Annotated in this window: 12 protein-coding genes and 1 pseudogene; 8 read left to right on the top strand and 5 right to left on the bottom strand. The window is 62.9% G+C overall.

What is annotated here, in order from left to right; translation table 11 throughout:
- Together xdhA and ACN9MO_RS12715 are read right to left on the bottom strand one after the other, a co-directional pair.
- A pseudogene (gene xdhA / locus ACN9MO_RS12720) lies at positions 1-1,484 on the bottom strand (xanthine dehydrogenase small subunit).
- A 108-nt stretch (positions 1,485-1,592) separates the two neighbouring features.
- A complete protein-coding gene (locus ACN9MO_RS12715; RefSeq protein ID WP_425985092.1) occupies positions 1,593-2,369 on the bottom strand; it encodes a 3-hydroxybutyrate dehydrogenase in 777 nt (258 codons plus the stop codon).
- Positions 2,370-2,624: 255 nt separating this feature from the next.
- Here ACN9MO_RS12715 and glpK point away from each other — a divergent pair, with 255 nt between their 5' ends.
- From glpK to sbmA, 5 genes are all read left to right on the top strand, one after another.
- Positions 2,625-4,112: a glycerol kinase GlpK gene (gene glpK / locus ACN9MO_RS12710; RefSeq protein WP_113133443.1), complete on the top strand. Its 1,488-nt coding sequence runs from the start codon at positions 2,625-2,627 to the stop codon at positions 4,110-4,112.
- Between the two features lie 165 nt (positions 4,113-4,277).
- A complete protein-coding gene (locus ACN9MO_RS12705; protein WP_113133444.1) occupies positions 4,278-5,336 on the top strand; it encodes an LLM class flavin-dependent oxidoreductase in 1,059 nt (352 codons plus the stop codon).
- Between the two features lie 100 nt (positions 5,337-5,436).
- Positions 5,437-6,186, top strand: coding sequence for a type I methionyl aminopeptidase (map, locus tag ACN9MO_RS12700; protein WP_112994324.1), 750 nt, complete (start codon positions 5,437-5,439; stop codon positions 6,184-6,186).
- 135 nt (positions 6,187-6,321) lie between these two features.
- Positions 6,322-7,521, top strand: a complete 1,200-nt coding sequence (locus tag ACN9MO_RS12695) for an MFS transporter (RefSeq protein WP_425985087.1) — start codon at positions 6,322-6,324, stop codon at positions 7,519-7,521.
- A 163-nt stretch (positions 7,522-7,684) separates the two neighbouring features.
- Positions 7,685-8,953 (top strand): peptide antibiotic transporter SbmA, encoded by a 1,269-nt coding sequence (sbmA, locus tag ACN9MO_RS12690; protein WP_058321173.1) that lies wholly within the window; start codon positions 7,685-7,687, stop codon positions 8,951-8,953.
- Positions 8,954-8,974: 21 nt separating this feature from the next.
- Here the strand turns inward: sbmA and ACN9MO_RS12685 are convergent, their stop codons facing one another.
- Positions 8,975-9,982: a polysaccharide deacetylase family protein gene (locus ACN9MO_RS12685; RefSeq protein ID WP_112994365.1), complete on the bottom strand. Its 1,008-nt coding sequence runs from the start codon at positions 9,980-9,982 to the stop codon at positions 8,975-8,977.
- A 221-nt stretch (positions 9,983-10,203) separates the two neighbouring features.
- Between ACN9MO_RS12685 and ACN9MO_RS12680 the strand changes: the two genes are divergently transcribed.
- Entirely contained in the window at positions 10,204-10,791 is a 588-nt protein-coding gene (locus tag ACN9MO_RS12680; RefSeq protein WP_112994325.1) for an NnrU family protein, read from the top strand.
- A gap of 281 nt (positions 10,792-11,072) precedes the next feature.
- On the top strand, positions 11,073-11,741 hold the full coding sequence (locus ACN9MO_RS12675; protein WP_057253003.1) for a tetratricopeptide repeat protein: 669 nt from the start codon (positions 11,073-11,075) through the stop codon (positions 11,739-11,741).
- A gap of 104 nt (positions 11,742-11,845) precedes the next feature.
- Here the strand turns inward: ACN9MO_RS12675 and ACN9MO_RS12670 are convergent, their stop codons facing one another.
- On the bottom strand, positions 11,846-12,100 hold the full coding sequence (locus ACN9MO_RS12670) for a hypothetical protein (protein ID WP_162733708.1): 255 nt from the start codon (positions 12,098-12,100) through the stop codon (positions 11,846-11,848).
- Here ACN9MO_RS12670 and der point away from each other — a divergent pair.
- The gene (gene der, locus ACN9MO_RS12665; RefSeq protein WP_112994327.1) at positions 12,081-13,514 is read left to right on the top strand and encodes a ribosome biogenesis GTPase Der; all 1,434 of its coding nucleotides are present in this window, start codon (positions 12,081-12,083) and stop codon (positions 13,512-13,514) included. The two genes, ACN9MO_RS12670 and der, sit on opposite strands and share 20 nt — an antisense overlap.
- Before the next feature lie 17 nt (positions 13,515-13,531).
- Here the strand turns inward: der and ACN9MO_RS12660 are convergent, their stop codons facing one another.
- Positions 13,532-14,449 (bottom strand): sugar kinase, encoded by a 918-nt coding sequence (locus tag ACN9MO_RS12660; protein ID WP_112994328.1) that lies wholly within the window; start codon positions 14,447-14,449, stop codon positions 13,532-13,534.
- Positions 14,450-14,512 lie beyond the last annotated feature (63 nt).

The following is a 14,512-nucleotide window of genomic DNA, read 5'->3' as shown; positions in this document are numbered from 1 at the left end:
TCATCTGTCTCCCGCGGCGTAGCGCACCAGTTGCGGATCGGCCGCTCGCCACTGCGTTTCGAGGAAGAAACGGCATGAAGCAGGTTTTTCGCCGCCAGCATGCGGTAGTCGCTTGTCGCCCGCCAGTCGGTGAGCGGCTGGTAGTCGGTCTCGAAGGCGACTTGTGCTGCGCGAACCGTCTCCTCGGTCCAGGGCTTGCCGATCAGCGCCGTTTCCACATTCGTGGCGCGCTTCGGCGTGCCGGCCATGCCGCCGAAGGCGATGCGGGCGGAGCGGACCACTCCGCCGTCTACCGACAGGCGGAAGGCGCCGAGCAGGGCGGAAATGTCCTCGTCGCGGCGTTTTGAGATCTTGTAGGCGGCAAAGAGATCGCCGGCCGGAAGACTTGGCACGAAGATGCTTTCGACGAATTCGCCCGGCTTACGGTCCTGTTTGCCATAGGCGATGAAGAATTCTTCGAGCGGCAGCGTCCGGCGACCCTCCGTCGAGCGCAGCGTCACGGTGGCGTCGAGCACGATCAAGGGCGGCGGGCTGTCGCCGATCGGCGAGCCGTTGGCGATGTTGCCGCCGATCGTGCCCATGTTGCGCACCTGCTCGCCGCCGATCCGGTCGATCAGCGGGCCGAGGCCGGGAAAGGCTTTGCCAAGCGCGGCATAGGCCATCGTGTAGCTAACGCCGGCACCGATCGTCAGACCCGGCTCCGTCTCCTCGATGCGCTGCAACTCGGCAATGCCGTTGATGAAGATGGCCGGGTTGATCGGCCGCATCTGCTTGGTCACCCAGAGGCCGACATCGGTGGAACCGCCAACCACGGTCGCCCCCGGATTGTCGGCAAGCGCTGTCGCCAGGCCGTCGCCGTCCGCAGGCACGATCAGACAGGTGTCGCCCTGGCGAATGGTGATCGTCTCGGTCGGCGCCAGTGCCTTCAGCCGGGCGGTGATCGTTTCGCGTTCTCGCGTGATCGGGTCGAAGATTTCGGAGGGGCGCGCCTTTGCCGCCGCTTCCGCGGCGCGCACGATCGGCTCATAGCCGGTGCAACGACAGAGGTTGCCCTGCAGCGCCTTTTCGATATCGGCGCGGCTGGGATCGTCATTTGCGAGCCACAGGCCATAAAGCGACATGACGAAGCCGGGCGTGCAGAAGCCGCATTGCGAGCCGTGGAAATCGACCATGGCCTGCTGCACCGGATGCAGCGTCCCGTCCTGGCCGGCAAGATGCTCGACGGTGACGACATGGGTTGCCTGCAGCGAGCCGAGGAAACGGATGCACGCGTTGACGGCTTCATAGACGAGCCTGTCGCCGGCAAGCCTTCCGACGAGCACCGTGCAAGCGCCGCAGTCGCCCTCTGCACAACCTTCCTTGGTGCCGGTCAGCCGACGTTCCAGCCTCAAGTAATCGAGCAGGGTCGCGGTCGGTGCGATGTCGGAAAGCGCGACCTCGCGATCGTTGAGGATGAAGCTGATGCTTCCGTTCGGCTGGGGCATGCCACTCATTCCCTGCTGCTGCATATTACCTGAAATCACTTTGATCTTAGGTGGTTATGCAGAAAAGCAAAGGGCCGTGGAAATTTTTGGCTGTGTCCGTGCGTGTGGCTACTGTGCCGTCCAGCCGCCGTCCATCGACACATGCGTGCCGGTGATCTGCGCCGCATCCTCGCCGGCGAGATAGACGGCAAGCGCTGCCACCTGTTCGACGGTGATGAACTTCTTGGTCGGCTGGCCCTTCAGCATCACGTCGTTGATGACCTGCTGTTCGGTGATGCCGCGGGTACGCGCCTGATCGGGGATCTGCTTTTCGACGAGCGGCGTCAGCACGTAGCCCGGGCAGATGGAATTCGCGGTGATGCCGTTTTCGGCGACTTCGAGAGCGACGGTCTTGGTCAGGCCAAGAACGCCGTGCTTGGCGGCGACATAGGCGGCCTTGAAAGGCGAGGCGACGAGGCCATGGGCGGAGGCGATGTTGATGATGCGGCCCCAGCCCTTCGCCTTCATGCCGGGAATGGCGGCGCGGATCGTGTGGAAGGAGGAGGAGAGGTTGATCGCGATAATCCGATCCCATTGCTCGACCGGAAAATCCTCGACCTTCTCGACATATTGGATGCCGGCATTGTTGATGAGGATATCGACGCTGCCGAAGCGCTCGGTTGCTGTCACGATCAGATCGGCGATCTCGGCGGGTTTCGTCATGTCGGCGCCGTGATAAAGCACCGTTCCGCTCGTCAGCGCGCTGACGTCGTCCGTCGCTTGTCTGATCTCATCAGGACTGCCGAAGCCGTTCAGCACGATGTTGGCACCGCCCTTGGCGAAAGCCTTGGCGATCGCAAGCCCGATGCCACTCGTCGAACCGGTGATGACCGCTGTTTTCGTCATTGCTGCTCTCTCCCTTTGTGCCGCTTCGGACTGCTTTGTTGCGGCGCAACAGCGCCAGCCTACGCGTAAAACGGGCGCACTGACAATTGTGTTTTTGAGCTCCGGGCCGCAGAGTTGCCGCGGGGGCCAGCGAAGCCGATCGGTTGCGTTTTGTTTTCGTTTGACATTCGTTTTTCCATCGTATTGAAGTTTTCGAAATGAGATCCCGCCCTTGAGGACGGGTGAATAAACATGCGTGTGGCCGGGGAGGGGCATATGGGCGGATACATTCTCGCGATCGATCAGGGTACGACCTCAAGCCGGGCGATCGTCTTCGACGGTCAGCAGCAGATCGTCGGCGCCGGCCAGAAGGAATTCAAGCAGCACTTCCCCAAATCCGGCTGGGTCGAGCACGATCCCGAGGAAATCTGGCAGACGGTCCTTTCGACGGTCCAGGAAGCGATCGCCAAGGCGGGCATCACCGCCGGCGAACTTGACGGCATAGGCATCACCAATCAGCGCGAGACCGTCGTCGTATGGGATCGCGAAACCGGCAATCCGATCCACAATGCCATCGTCTGGCAGGACCGCCGCACTGCGTCCTATTGCGACAGGCTGAAGAAGCAGGGGCTGGAAAAGACCTTCACCAGGAAGACCGGTCTGCTGCTCGATCCCTATTTCTCCGGCACCAAGCTCAACTGGCTGCTGACCAACGTCGACAGGGCCCAGGCGCGCGCTTCCAAGGGTGAGCTCTGCTTCGGCACGATCGACACCTTTCTCATCTGGCGGCTGACCGGCGGCAAGTCCTTCGTGACCGATGCCACCAACGCCTCGCGCACGCTCCTCTACAACATCTCGGAGAATGCCTGGGACGACGAACTGCTGAAGATCCTGAAAGTGCCGCGCGCCATGCTGCCGGAGGTCAAGGACTGCGCCGCCGATTTCGGCGTCACCGGCCCGGCAATCCTTGGCGCCGCCATCCCGATCCTTGGCGTTGCCGGCGACCAGCAGGCGGCGACGATCGGCCAGGCCTGCTTCAAGCCGGGCATGCTGAAATCCACCTATGGCACCGGCTGCTTCGCGCTGCTCAACACCGGCAAGGACATGGTGCGCTCGAAGAACCGGCTGCTGACCACCATTGCCTACAGGCTCGACGGCGAAACGACCTATGCGCTGGAAGGTTCGATCTTCGTTGCCGGTGCTGCCGTGCAATGGCTGCGCGACGGGCTCAAAGTCATCAAGGCGGCACCCGACACCGGGACGCTCGCTGAAAGCGCCGATCCGACGCAGGAAGTCTATCTGGTCCCGGCCTTCACAGGGCTTGGCGCGCCGCACTGGGATCCGGATGCGCGCGGCGCGATCTTCGGCATGACCCGCAACACCGGCCCGGCCGAGTTTGCCCGCGCCGCGCTCGAAGCGGTCTGCTACCAGACGCGCGACCTGCTCGAGGCGATGCACAAGGACTGGCGCAACAACGGCAAGGAAACGGTGCTGCGCGTCGATGGCGGTATGGTCGCCTCCGACTGGACGATGCAGCGGCTGTCCGATCTGCTCGACGCGCCGGTCGACCGGCCCGTCATTCTCGAGACCACCGCGCTCGGCGTTGCCTGGCTTGCCGGCAGCCGTGCTGGCGTCTGGCCGAAGCAGGAGCAGTTCGCCCAGTCCTGGGCGCGTGACCATCGCTTCGAGCCGGCCATGGACGAGAAGACGCGCAAGGCAAAGCTCAGGGGCTGGCGCAACGCCGTCAAGCGCACGCTGAGCTGAGAACCCGGACGGGGCGGTTTTCGCCCGCATCATCCGGTTCCTGCCAATCATCCGACACAGGCTCCATTCATTCTCATCCGGGAAACACAGCGTTTCCCGGATGAGCATTTGCTGCCCACGCGCGCGGCAACTATCTGTTGTCCCAACAGAAATAGGACGGGCATCATGGAACTCGGGCTTTACACATTTGCGGATGTCGATCCGAATGCGGCAGACAAGGGCAAAGAGGGGCAGCGGCGCCTCAAGAACCTTCTCGAAGAGATTGAGCTTGCCGATCAGGTCGGCCTCGACGTTTTCGGTCTTGGCGAACATCACCGCCCTGACTATGCGGCCTCGGTACCCTCGGTCATTCTGGCGGCTGCCGCCGCCAAGACGAAAAACATCCGGCTGACCAGCGCCGTGACGGTGCTGAGCTCGGATGATCCGGTGCGCGTCTTTCAGCAGTTCTCGACGCTGGACCTGCTCTCCAATGGCCGCGCTGAAATCATGGCGGGCCGTGGATCGTTTATCGAATCCTTCCCGCTCTTCGGTCAGTCTCTCGACGATTACGACCAGCTCTTTGCCGAGAAGCTCGATCTGCTGATGGCGGTGCGGGAAAGCGAGAAAGTCACCTGGTCGGGCGAAATGCGGTCGGCGATCCACGATCGCGGCGTCTATCCGCGGCCGCTGCAGGAGGTGCTGCCGCTCTGGATCGCCGTTGGCGGCACGCCGCAATCGGTGGCGCGGGCCGGCGCGCTTGGTTTGCCGGTAGCGCTTGCCATCATCGGCGGCGAGCCGCGCCGTTTTGCGCCGCTCTTCGATCTCTACCGCGAGGCCGCGCGCCGGGCCGGCCAGGATGCGACCAAGCTGAAAACCAGCATCAATGTGCACGGCTTCATCGCCGACACGACCGATCTCGCCGCCGACCAGTTCTACGGCCCGCAGGCAGAGGTGATGAACCGCATCGGCCGCGAGCGCGGTTGGGGGCCGACGAACCGGGGGCATTTCGAACAGGCGCGCAGCCCTAGCGGCAATCTCTTCCTTGGCGACCCGGAGACGGTGGCGGAAAAGATCGTCGAGAACTGGAAGCTGTTCCGCAACGATCGCTTCCTGCTGCAGATGGCCATCGGGCCGATGCCGCATGACCAGATCATGCGCGGCATCGAGCTCTACGGCACCAGGGTGGCGCCGCTGGTGCGCAAGGCACTGGCCGAGGAAAAGGCAGTTGCGTCAGCCGCCGTCTGACGTTCCGGAGCCGGGGGTAACGTTTGCCCCCGGCCGTCCCGTTCGGTGCTGGCATAACGTATAGCGACACGCTACATGTGAGCGCGAAAGCGAGACACGGATGACCCTTAACAACGAAGAAGATCTGCTGCGGCTGAAGGAAATCGGCCGCATCTGCGCCAATGCCTTGCAGGCGATGGGCGAGGCGCTGGAGCCCGGCATCACCACGGCGGAACTGGACGCGATCGGCCGCAAGGTGCTGGAAGAGGCCGGCGCGCGCTCGGCGCCCGAGCTCTGCTACAAGTTTCCCGGCGCCACCTGCATCAGCGTCAACGAGGAAATCGCCCACGGCATTCCCGGCAGCCGGGTGATCAAGGCCGGTGATCTCGTCAACATCGACGTCTCGGCCGAGAAGGACGGCATCTTCGCCGATACCGGCGCCTCGTTCCCGGTGCCACCGGTTACGGCCGTGGTCGACCGGCTTTGCCGCGATGGCAAGCGGGCGATGTGGGTGGGCCTCAAGCAGGTGCGTCCCGACCAGCCGCTGGCGGCCATCGGCAACGCGATCGGCGACTTTGCCCGCAAGAACCGCTATTCGCTCGTCACCAACCTCGCCAGCCACGGCATCGGCCGCTCGCTGCACGAGGAGCCGACCGAGATCGCCACCTGGCCTGATCCACGCGAACGGCGCCGGATGACGGACGGCATGGTCTTCACCGTCGAACCCTTCCTGTCGATGGGCGCGCAATGGGCCGAAGGCGGCAACGACGATTGGACGCTCTACAGCGATCCAAGGGCGCCAACGGTGCAATACGAGCACACCGTCGTCGTCACGCGCGGCGGGCCGTTGGTCGTGACGCTGCCGGGCTAGATCAGGGATGCGATTGCGGGCCGCGGCCGTCATCGCTCCTCTAACCCATTGAAATCGGCGATCGTTCGATTTCTTCAATAGGTCGTTCAATTATTGTCGTTTGTGGCGCGTCGTGTTGCGGTGCAATAAACTGACATGACCACGCTCGACAGACCGCTTCAGGCCAATATCTCCGCCACGGCAACCGCCGGCGCCATTGCCATGGCCGTCGCCATGGGGTTCGGCCGATTCTCGTACACGCCGATCCTGCCGGCGATGATGACCGATCTTGGTCTCTCGCCCGGCGATGCCGGCCTCATCGCCTCGGCCAATTTCATCGGGTATCTCGCCGGTGCCATTCTCGCCGCCTATGGCTGGGCGCACGGGCACGAGCGCCGGATCGGTCTTCTATCGCTCATCGCCACGACGGTGCTGCTTGCGGCGATGGGGCTCTCGTCCTCTGTCGTCGTGCTGGCGCTGATCCGCTTTCTGGCCGGCCTTGCCAGCGCCTTTGCGATGATCTTCATCTCCGGCATCGTGCTTGGCCACGGCCTGCTTGCACGATCGGAGCATGTGCCGGCCGTCCATTTCGGCGGCGTCGGCCTCGGCATCGCATTTTCGTCGCTCTGCGTCTGGGCAAACCCGCTTGCGGGTCATGCCGGCCTGACGACCTCCATGGGCGACTGGTTCACCGGGGCTCTGGTTGGATTGATCGGGACCATTATCGTCGCAGGACTTCTGCCCGGCGTTCCTTCGTCCGGTGCGGGCACGGTGCGCGAGAAGCCGCTTCGCTGGACGCGACCGCTCACGGTGGTGACGTTCACCTACGCACTCTTCGGCTTCGGTTACGTGATCACTGCCACCTTCCTCGTCGCCATGGCGCGTGACCCAAGCGGCGGCCACGGCATCGAGTTTCTCGCCTGGTTGCTGACGGGCCTTGCCGCCGCACTGTCCGTCTATCTCTGGCGCTTTGCCGTGCCGCGCTTCGGCCTTGCCGGCGTCTACGCAATCGGCCTTCTGGTCGAGGCGGTCGGGCTGGTTCTGACGGTCAGCCTGCCCTTGCCCTATGCGCCGCTTGCCGGCGGGCTGATGCTTGGGGCGACCTTCATGATGATCACGGCTTACGGGCTGCAGATCGGCCGGCAGCTCGCGCCGGAAAGCCCGCGCAAGGCGCTGGCGCTGATGACCGCCGCCTTCGGCATCGGTCAGATTATCGGTCCTCTGGTCGCCGGTTGGCTGGCCGACCGCACCGGCAGCTTCTCCGCGCCAACCTTGATTGCGGCAGCCGTGCTCTTCCTCTGCGGCGGCGTCATCCTTGCCGAACTAAAGCGGATATCTGCAGCACTGAAGGGCTGACGGGTGCCATGGGCTGCGGCGGAAAAAGGTCTTGTTCGCCGTGGTTTGCCCGGATGAAATAACAGTAACGTTTATATTATCCGATTGTTGACGACGGCGCTTTGCCCTAGTTTCGGCGCTTCGAGCGGTGACACATCGCCTTACCGAAACGTGAGTAGACCCTTTGTTCCATTCCTTCTTTCCGAAGCCGAAGCTGTTCTTCACCTCCGGTGCCCTCTGGTCGATTATCTGCATTCTCGTCTGGTACACGGTCGGCCCGCAAATCGGCGCCGCGGTTGGCCTGCCGCCATTGGCCCCGGGCGAAAAGCCACCGATCGGCCTTGCGTACTTCTTCACCCCGGACAATCTCTGGTTCTATCTCTACTTCACCATCTTCGTGGCGATATTCGGCGGTGCCTGGAAGATCATCGCCAAGGATCACCCTTGGGCGAACTGGTCGATCTGGGGCTCGGCCTTTATCATCTTCATCGCTTACTTCGCTGTGCAGGCGTCAGTGGCGCTCAACAATTGGCGTGGTCCGTTCTTCGATCTCTTGCAGGATGCGCTTGCCGGAAAGCCCGGCATTACCACCACTCAGTTCTACACGCTGCAACTGCGCTTCCTTGAAATCGGTTTCGTCGGCGTCACGTTGAACGTCGTCACCGCGTTCTTCACCAACCACTATGTGTTCCGTTGGCGCACCGCCATGAACGATTTCTACATGTCGAAGTGGGACAAGCTGCGCCACATCGAGGGGGCGTCGCAGCGTGTGCAGGAAGACACGATGCGCTTCGCCAATATTCTCGAAGGGCTCGGCGTTACCTTGATCAATTCGGTGATGACGCTGGTGGTGTTCCTGCCTTTGCTGTTCAACATGTCGCAGCACGTCTCCGACCTTCCGATCATCGGCGCAGTCCCGCACGCGCTCTTCTGGCTGGCGATCGTGTGGTCGGTGTTCGGCACGGCGCTGCTGGCGCTCGCCGGTATCAAGCTGCCGGGGCTGAACTTCAAGAACCAGCGCGTTGAGGCAGCCTACCGCAAGGAACTGGTCTACGGCGAGGACAATGAGGATCGCGCGCAACCGGTCACGGTGAGGGAGCTTTTCGGCAACGTTCGCCGAAACTACTTCCGCATGTATTGGCACTATCTATATTTCAACATCGCGCGCTATTCCTATGGCCAGCTCGATGCGATTTTCCTGAACTTCATCCTGATCCCGACATTCGTCGCCGGGAAGATCACGATGGGTATCTGGCAGCAGATCGCCACGGCCTTCGGCGAAGTCAGCAACTCGTTCCAATATCTGGTGAATTACTGGTCGACGATCATCGAGCTGCTGTCGATCCACAAGCGCCTGAGAGCCTTTGAGGCGGCAATCTCCGACGAACCGCTGCCGGAAATTGACCAGCGCTATCTGGAGCGCGGCGCTGCAGAAGACGCGCAGCCGGCCTAAGGCCGGCGCTCTCTACGGCAATCAGAAGGCGGAGCGACCCGCCTTCTTTTTTGCCTGCTCGATGACAGGCAAGGCCTGGGCATAGCTGACACAGGCAACGTCGGGTTTTCCGCAGACTTCCGAGAGCAGTCGATCGAGCGCACGCCAGTAGGCGCCGCCGTTCATTTCGACGAAGTGGAAGCCGAGCTGCAGGGGAATGCGGTCGCCGCCATATTCGCGGTCGAAGGCTTTCCGGTAGGCCTCGTAGGTGCGCTCCTCGAAGCGGGCGCTGTCCTTCTTGTTCTCGACACCCATCGAGTGGCGGACGAAGAGATTGTAGTCCATGCCGATGACAGGGCGCTGCGACGGTCCCTCGGGGATCAGCGGCAGGCCGAAGCGCGGCAGCCCGTCCTTCGTTGCCGGCCAGCCCGGACCCTTGGTCACCAGGCTTGCGTCATAGGTGAAGTTGTCCGCCTTCAGCGCCGGCAGCAGGCCGTCGCTTAGCGATAGATAGGGGGCACGGAAGCCTTTGACGCCGGTCTTAGCGAACTCCGCCCAGCCGGCCGGTTCCGCCTCAGGCTTGCCGGCTTTCTTCCAGGCGTCGCTGAGCGCCGCATTGAAAGTCGAGAATTCGCTCTGCCAATCGGCCTTGCTCCAGCCCTTGCCGTCGAAATGACCGCAGGCGTGGCTGGCGATGTCGTGACCATCAAGATGGGCCTGCCAGATATGGCCGGCGCGTGCTGCAATCTCCTCGCGGCTCTGGGCGAAGCCGACATTGGAGCGGCCGGGCTTCTGGCCCGGCGGCCTGTAGATCTCCTTGCCGTCGGCCCGGGTCATCAGGAAGGTGCAGGACAGGAAATAGGTGAAATGCGCGCCGGTGCGCTTGGCCATCGCCAGGCTCTTTTCCCAAAGCGCGTTGTCATGGGCACCGTCGAAGGAGACGATGACCAGCTGCCGGTCAGCGGCGGGGACGGTGGCCGGCGTCGCCGGTTCGGCCCGCGCAAGCGCAGGAACCAGGGCAAGGGAAAAGGCGAGAAATGTTCGGATCATGATCAACTGCAGCAATGAATTTTTGTCGCAGATGGTTCGAAATTGCGGCATTCCTTTGATCGGGCTGGAAAAAAGGCGCCATCAAGGCTACTCCATAGCAACCTGGACTGGAATCGGTCCAAAGGCGAATGGCATAGAAAATCAAAGAGCTACGGCGACTCAAGCGCGCCAGATCCGGCACGCGACGCTATCTCCGATATCTCGAACAAAGCGGTGGCCCCATGGCGATACTCGTTCTCGGCATCATCATCTTTCTCGGCATGCATCTCATCCGCGTGGTTGCGCCCGGCTTTCGCGCCGGCATCATCGAGCGTCGCGGCAAGGGCACCTGGAGGGGGATCTATGCGATCCTCAGCCTCATTGGCCTCTGTCTGATCATCTATGGTTTCGGCCAGGCCCGCACTGAAACGGGCATGCTCTACGATCCGCCGGTGTTCCTGCGCCACATAGCGCTGCTCCTGATGCTCTTTGCCTTCGTCTTCCTCGCTGCAGGCTTCCTGCCGGCGGGCCGCATTGCGGTGGCAGTCAAGCATCCGCAGATCCTGTCGATCAAGACCTGGGCTTTGGCGCACCTGCTGGCGAACGGCGAGACGTCCTCGGTCCTGCTTTTCGGATCGTTTCTCGCCTGGGCGGTGATCCTGCGCATCTCGCTGAAGCATCGCGAGCGGGCAGGGGAGCGCGTGCTGCCGGTGTTCAAGTCATCGACGAACGACGTGCTGGCCATCGTCATCGGTCTCGTCGCCTACGGGCTCTTCGTCTGGAAGCTTCACGAGTGGTTGATCGGGGTTGCCCCCGTGGTGATGGGCTAAGGCAATTCCAGCAAAAGTGCGCAGCGGTTTTGCGTCCCGACTTGCGTGTAACAAAAAAATTTAGAGCGACGGAGGTGACCTCGTGTCGACCGTAGGCGCTCTAAATAACGTCGGCCCCCTTACAAGCGCCGCAAAATCGGGTAGAAGGCGCAAAATCCATGAGAGCGTGATGCGTGCGCTAGAACGCGTCGTGCATGCTCGAACAGTTTGAGATTGTGCGCTGTTCCCGTCGATGACGGTCGGAATGGCGTACCAGTGGGCAGGCAAGGCCGGGGCAGTAGATGGCGAACCAAGACGACAGCTTTATCCGCGAGGTCAATGAGGAACTGCGTTCCGACCAGATGAAGAGCATCTGGGCTCGTTTCGGCGGTCTCATCGCGGCGATCGCCGTGCTTATCGTTCTCGGCACTATCGGCAAGGTCGGGTTCGAGTACTGGCAGGAGGGAGCTTCCTCGAAGTCGGGCGACGCCTTCCTGCAGGCGCTCAATCTGGCGAAGGAAAACAAGACGGACGAGGCGCTCGCTGCCTTGAACGCGCTTGAGAAGGATGGCTACGGCGCCTATCCGGTGCTGGCTCGTCTGCGCGCTGCAACGCTTCAGGCCCAGAAGGGCGACACCGATGCGGCGGTGAAGGCATTCTCCGCCATCGGCAAGGACGGCAGCGTTCCGGCTGCCATTCAGGAAGCGGCGCGACTGCGTGCAGCCTATCTGCTCGTCGATACCGGCAGCTACGATCAGGTTTCGGCTGAAGTCGAGCAGCTTGCGACGCCGCAGAACAATATGCGCCACTCGGCGCGCGAAGCGCTTGGTCTCTCGGCCTACAAGGCCGGCGACTACGCCAAGGCGAAGACCTGGTTCCAGCAGATCGTCGACGACACGCAGAGCCCGCGCAACATCACCGGTCGCGCCCAGATGCTGCTCGACGTGATCACGGCCAGCGGCAAGGCCTAAGGTTTCCGCCCATTCCACGTGGATGGGCACAGGGTGCACGACCCTTTCGAATCAGCGCATGATCCCAAAATCGATCTCGATCTTGGGGTTGTGCGCTAAAGCATTTAAAGCAGTTCCAGCAAAAGTGCGTAGCGGTTTTGCGTCCGGAACTGCGGAAGGCAGACAAGCAGTTCCAGCAAAAGTGCGCAGCGGTTTTGCGTTGCGAATTGCAGGCAAACAATCAGATAGGGCAGTTCCTCTACGGAAACGCTCGCGAGCCGCCTGAATGCGGCACAGAACGAAATTACGAGCGCGGCCCGCCCATCGGCTGCGGCGCTCCAAGCGGAAACGGATAGATCCATGAGCTTCACCGTCGCCATCGTCGGGCGTCCCAATGTCGGCAAGTCCACCTTGTTCAATCGCCTGGTCGGCAAGAAGCTGGCGCTCGTCGACGATACGCCGGGCGTCACCCGCGACCGTCGTCCGGGCGAGGCAAAGCTGATCGACCTGCGCTTCCGCATCATCGACACGGCCGGTCTCGAGCAATCGGGGCCCGACACGCTGCAGGGTCGCATGTGGGCGCAGACGGAAGCCGCGATCGACGAGGCGGATCTTTCGCTGTTCCTGGTCGACGCCAAGGGCGGCCTGACGCCGGCCGACGAAACCTTGGCCGAAATGCTGCGCCGGCGCGGCAAGCCGGTGGTGCTGGTGGCCAATAAGTCCGAGGCGCGCGGCTCCGATGGCGGCTTCTACGATGCGTTTACGCTCGGCCTTGGCGAACCTTGCCCGATCTCGGCCGAACACGGCCAGGGCATGCTGGACCTGCGCGACGCGATCGTCGCTGCGATCGGCGAAGAGCGGGCCTATCCGCCGGAAGACGACGTGGCCGAGACCGATATCGATCTGCGCCCGACGTTCAAAGACGAAGAGGGCGAAGAGGAAGAGGCGGAGACAGTCTATGACGAGACCAAGCCATTGCGCGTGGCGATCGTCGGTCGTCCGAACGCCGGCAAGTCGACGCTGATCAACCGCTTCCTCGGCGAAGACCGACTTTTGACCGGGCCGGAAGCCGGCATCACCCGCGATTCCATCTCGGTCGAATGGGACTGGCGCGGCCGTACCATCAAGATGTTCGACACCGCCGGCATGCGCCGCAAGGCGAAGGTGCAGGAGAAGCTGGAGAAGCTCTCGGTCGCCGACGCGCTGCGCGCCATTCGCTTTGCCGAAACGGTTGTCATCGTCTTTGACGCGACCATTCCCTTCGAGAAGCAGGACCTGCAGATCGTCGATCTCGTGCTGCGCGAGGGGCGCGCGGCGGTGCTCGCCTTCAACAAGTGGGATCTGGTCGAGGACTGGCAGGCGGTGCTCGCCGACCTCCGCGAAAAGACCGAGCGGCTCCTGCCGCAGGCCCGCGGCATCCGCGCCGTGCCGATTTCCGGCCACACCGGCTATGGCCTCGATCGGCTGATGCAGGCGATCATCGAAACGGACAAGACCTGGAACCGCCGCATCTCGACCGCGCGGCTCAACCGCTGGCTGGAATCGCAGACGGTTCAGCATCCGCCACCGGCCGTGTCCGGTCGCCGCCTGAAGCTCAAGTACATGACCCAGGTGAAGGCTCGCCCGCCGGGCTTCATGATCTCCTGCACACGTCCCGACGCGCTGCCGGAATCCTACGTGCGCTACCTGATCAACGGCCTGCGCAACGATTTCGATCTGCCGGGTGTGCCGATCCGCATGCATTTCCGCGCGGGCGACAACCCCTACGAGTCCAAGGCGAAGAAGCGCCGATAGGCGCTTCGTCCTGCCGCTCAAGCGGCAGGTAGCCTCTCCCTGGCGACCAGTGCGCCATGATGACCGATGACGCCGGCGGCGACACTTGCCGCAAAGGCGGCGGCCTTAGCCGGTTGATCACCGGCGACAAGGCGGGCAACGAAGGCGCCGTTGAAGCTGTCGCCGGCGCTGGTGGTGTCGACGACGCGTTCGACCGGTGTTGCCGGTACGTGCTCAATCGGCGCATCGCCGAAGGCGAGCGTCACGCCCTTCTCGCCATCTTTGACGACGACATTGGTGGCGCCAAGGCCCCTGTAACGCGCGATCGTCGCCTCGATGGAGGCGTCGCCGAAATGCGTGACCTCGTCGTCGAAGCTCGGCATGACGAGGGTTGCGGCGCGGGCGCCATCGGTCAGCGTCCGGCGCATGCGCTCGGCGTCGTCCCAGAGGCGCGGGCGGATGTTCGGGTCGAAGACCACTTGGCTGCCGGCCGCTTTCGCACGGCGCAGTTCCGACAGCAGCGTTTCGACCGCGTCGGGTGCAAGGATCGCCAGCGTGATGCCGGAATAGAGGATCAGGTCCGAGCCCTCGATCGCGCTTCTCAGATGATCGGCATCGTCGGCGAGCAGCTTGGCTGCCGAGTGCGAACGCCAGTAGGAGAAGCTGCGCTCGCCGTCCTTCAGATGGATCATGTAGAGCCCGGCCGAGCGGCTCTCGATCCGGCGCACGGCTGACGTGTCGATCGCCTTTTCCGCCATGAAGGCCAGCATCTCGTCGGAAACCGTGTCGGTGCCGACCGCGGAGCAATAGCCGACGGTCCAGTCATCAGGCATGAACAGCCGCGCATAATAGGCGGCGTTGAAGGTGTCGCCGGCATAACCTTTACGCAGCAGCCCGCCTTCCGCCTGCATGAGCTCGACCATGCACTCCCCGATCGCAAGCATCTTCCCGGCCAACGACTTTCCTCCTCACAAGATTTCGCCTGAGACGGGATAAGGGGCTCAGCCGATCTCGGCAAG

Source organism: Ensifer sp. R-19, from assembly GCF_049905105.1.
Lineage (GTDB): Bacteria > Pseudomonadota > Alphaproteobacteria > Rhizobiales > Rhizobiaceae > Ensifer.
This window is presented reverse-complemented; position numbering and strand designations above follow the sequence as displayed.

Bases quoted from the DNA above. Each gene is read 5' to 3' on its own strand.
- ACN9MO_RS12675 (WP_057253003.1), top strand. From the start codon at position 11,073: ATGGCGAACCAAGACGACAGCTTTATCCGCGAGGTCAATGAGGAACTG.
- glpK (WP_113133443.1), top strand. From the start codon at position 2,625: ATGGGCGGATACATTCTCGCGATCGATCAGGGTACGACCTCAAGCCGG.
- ACN9MO_RS12705 (WP_113133444.1), top strand. From the start codon at position 4,278: ATGGAACTCGGGCTTTACACATTTGCGGATGTCGATCCGAATGCGGCA.
- ACN9MO_RS12680 (WP_112994325.1), top strand. From the start codon at position 10,204: ATGGCGATACTCGTTCTCGGCATCATCATCTTTCTCGGCATGCATCTC.
- ACN9MO_RS12715 (WP_425985092.1), bottom strand. From the start codon at position 2,369: ATGACGAAAACAGCGGTCATCACCGGTTCGACGAGTGGCATCGGGCTT.
- ACN9MO_RS12670 (WP_162733708.1), bottom strand. From the start codon at position 12,100: ATGGCGACGGTGAAGCTCATGGATCTATCCGTTTCCGCTTGGAGCGCC.
- ACN9MO_RS12695 (WP_425985087.1), top strand. From the start codon at position 6,322: ATGACCACGCTCGACAGACCGCTTCAGGCCAATATCTCCGCCACGGCA.
- ACN9MO_RS12685 (WP_112994365.1), bottom strand. From the start codon at position 9,982: ATGATCCGAACATTTCTCGCCTTTTCCCTTGCCCTGGTTCCTGCGCTT.
- map (WP_112994324.1), top strand. From the start codon at position 5,437: ATGACCCTTAACAACGAAGAAGATCTGCTGCGGCTGAAGGAAATCGGC.
- der (WP_112994327.1), top strand. From the start codon at position 12,081: ATGAGCTTCACCGTCGCCATCGTCGGGCGTCCCAATGTCGGCAAGTCC.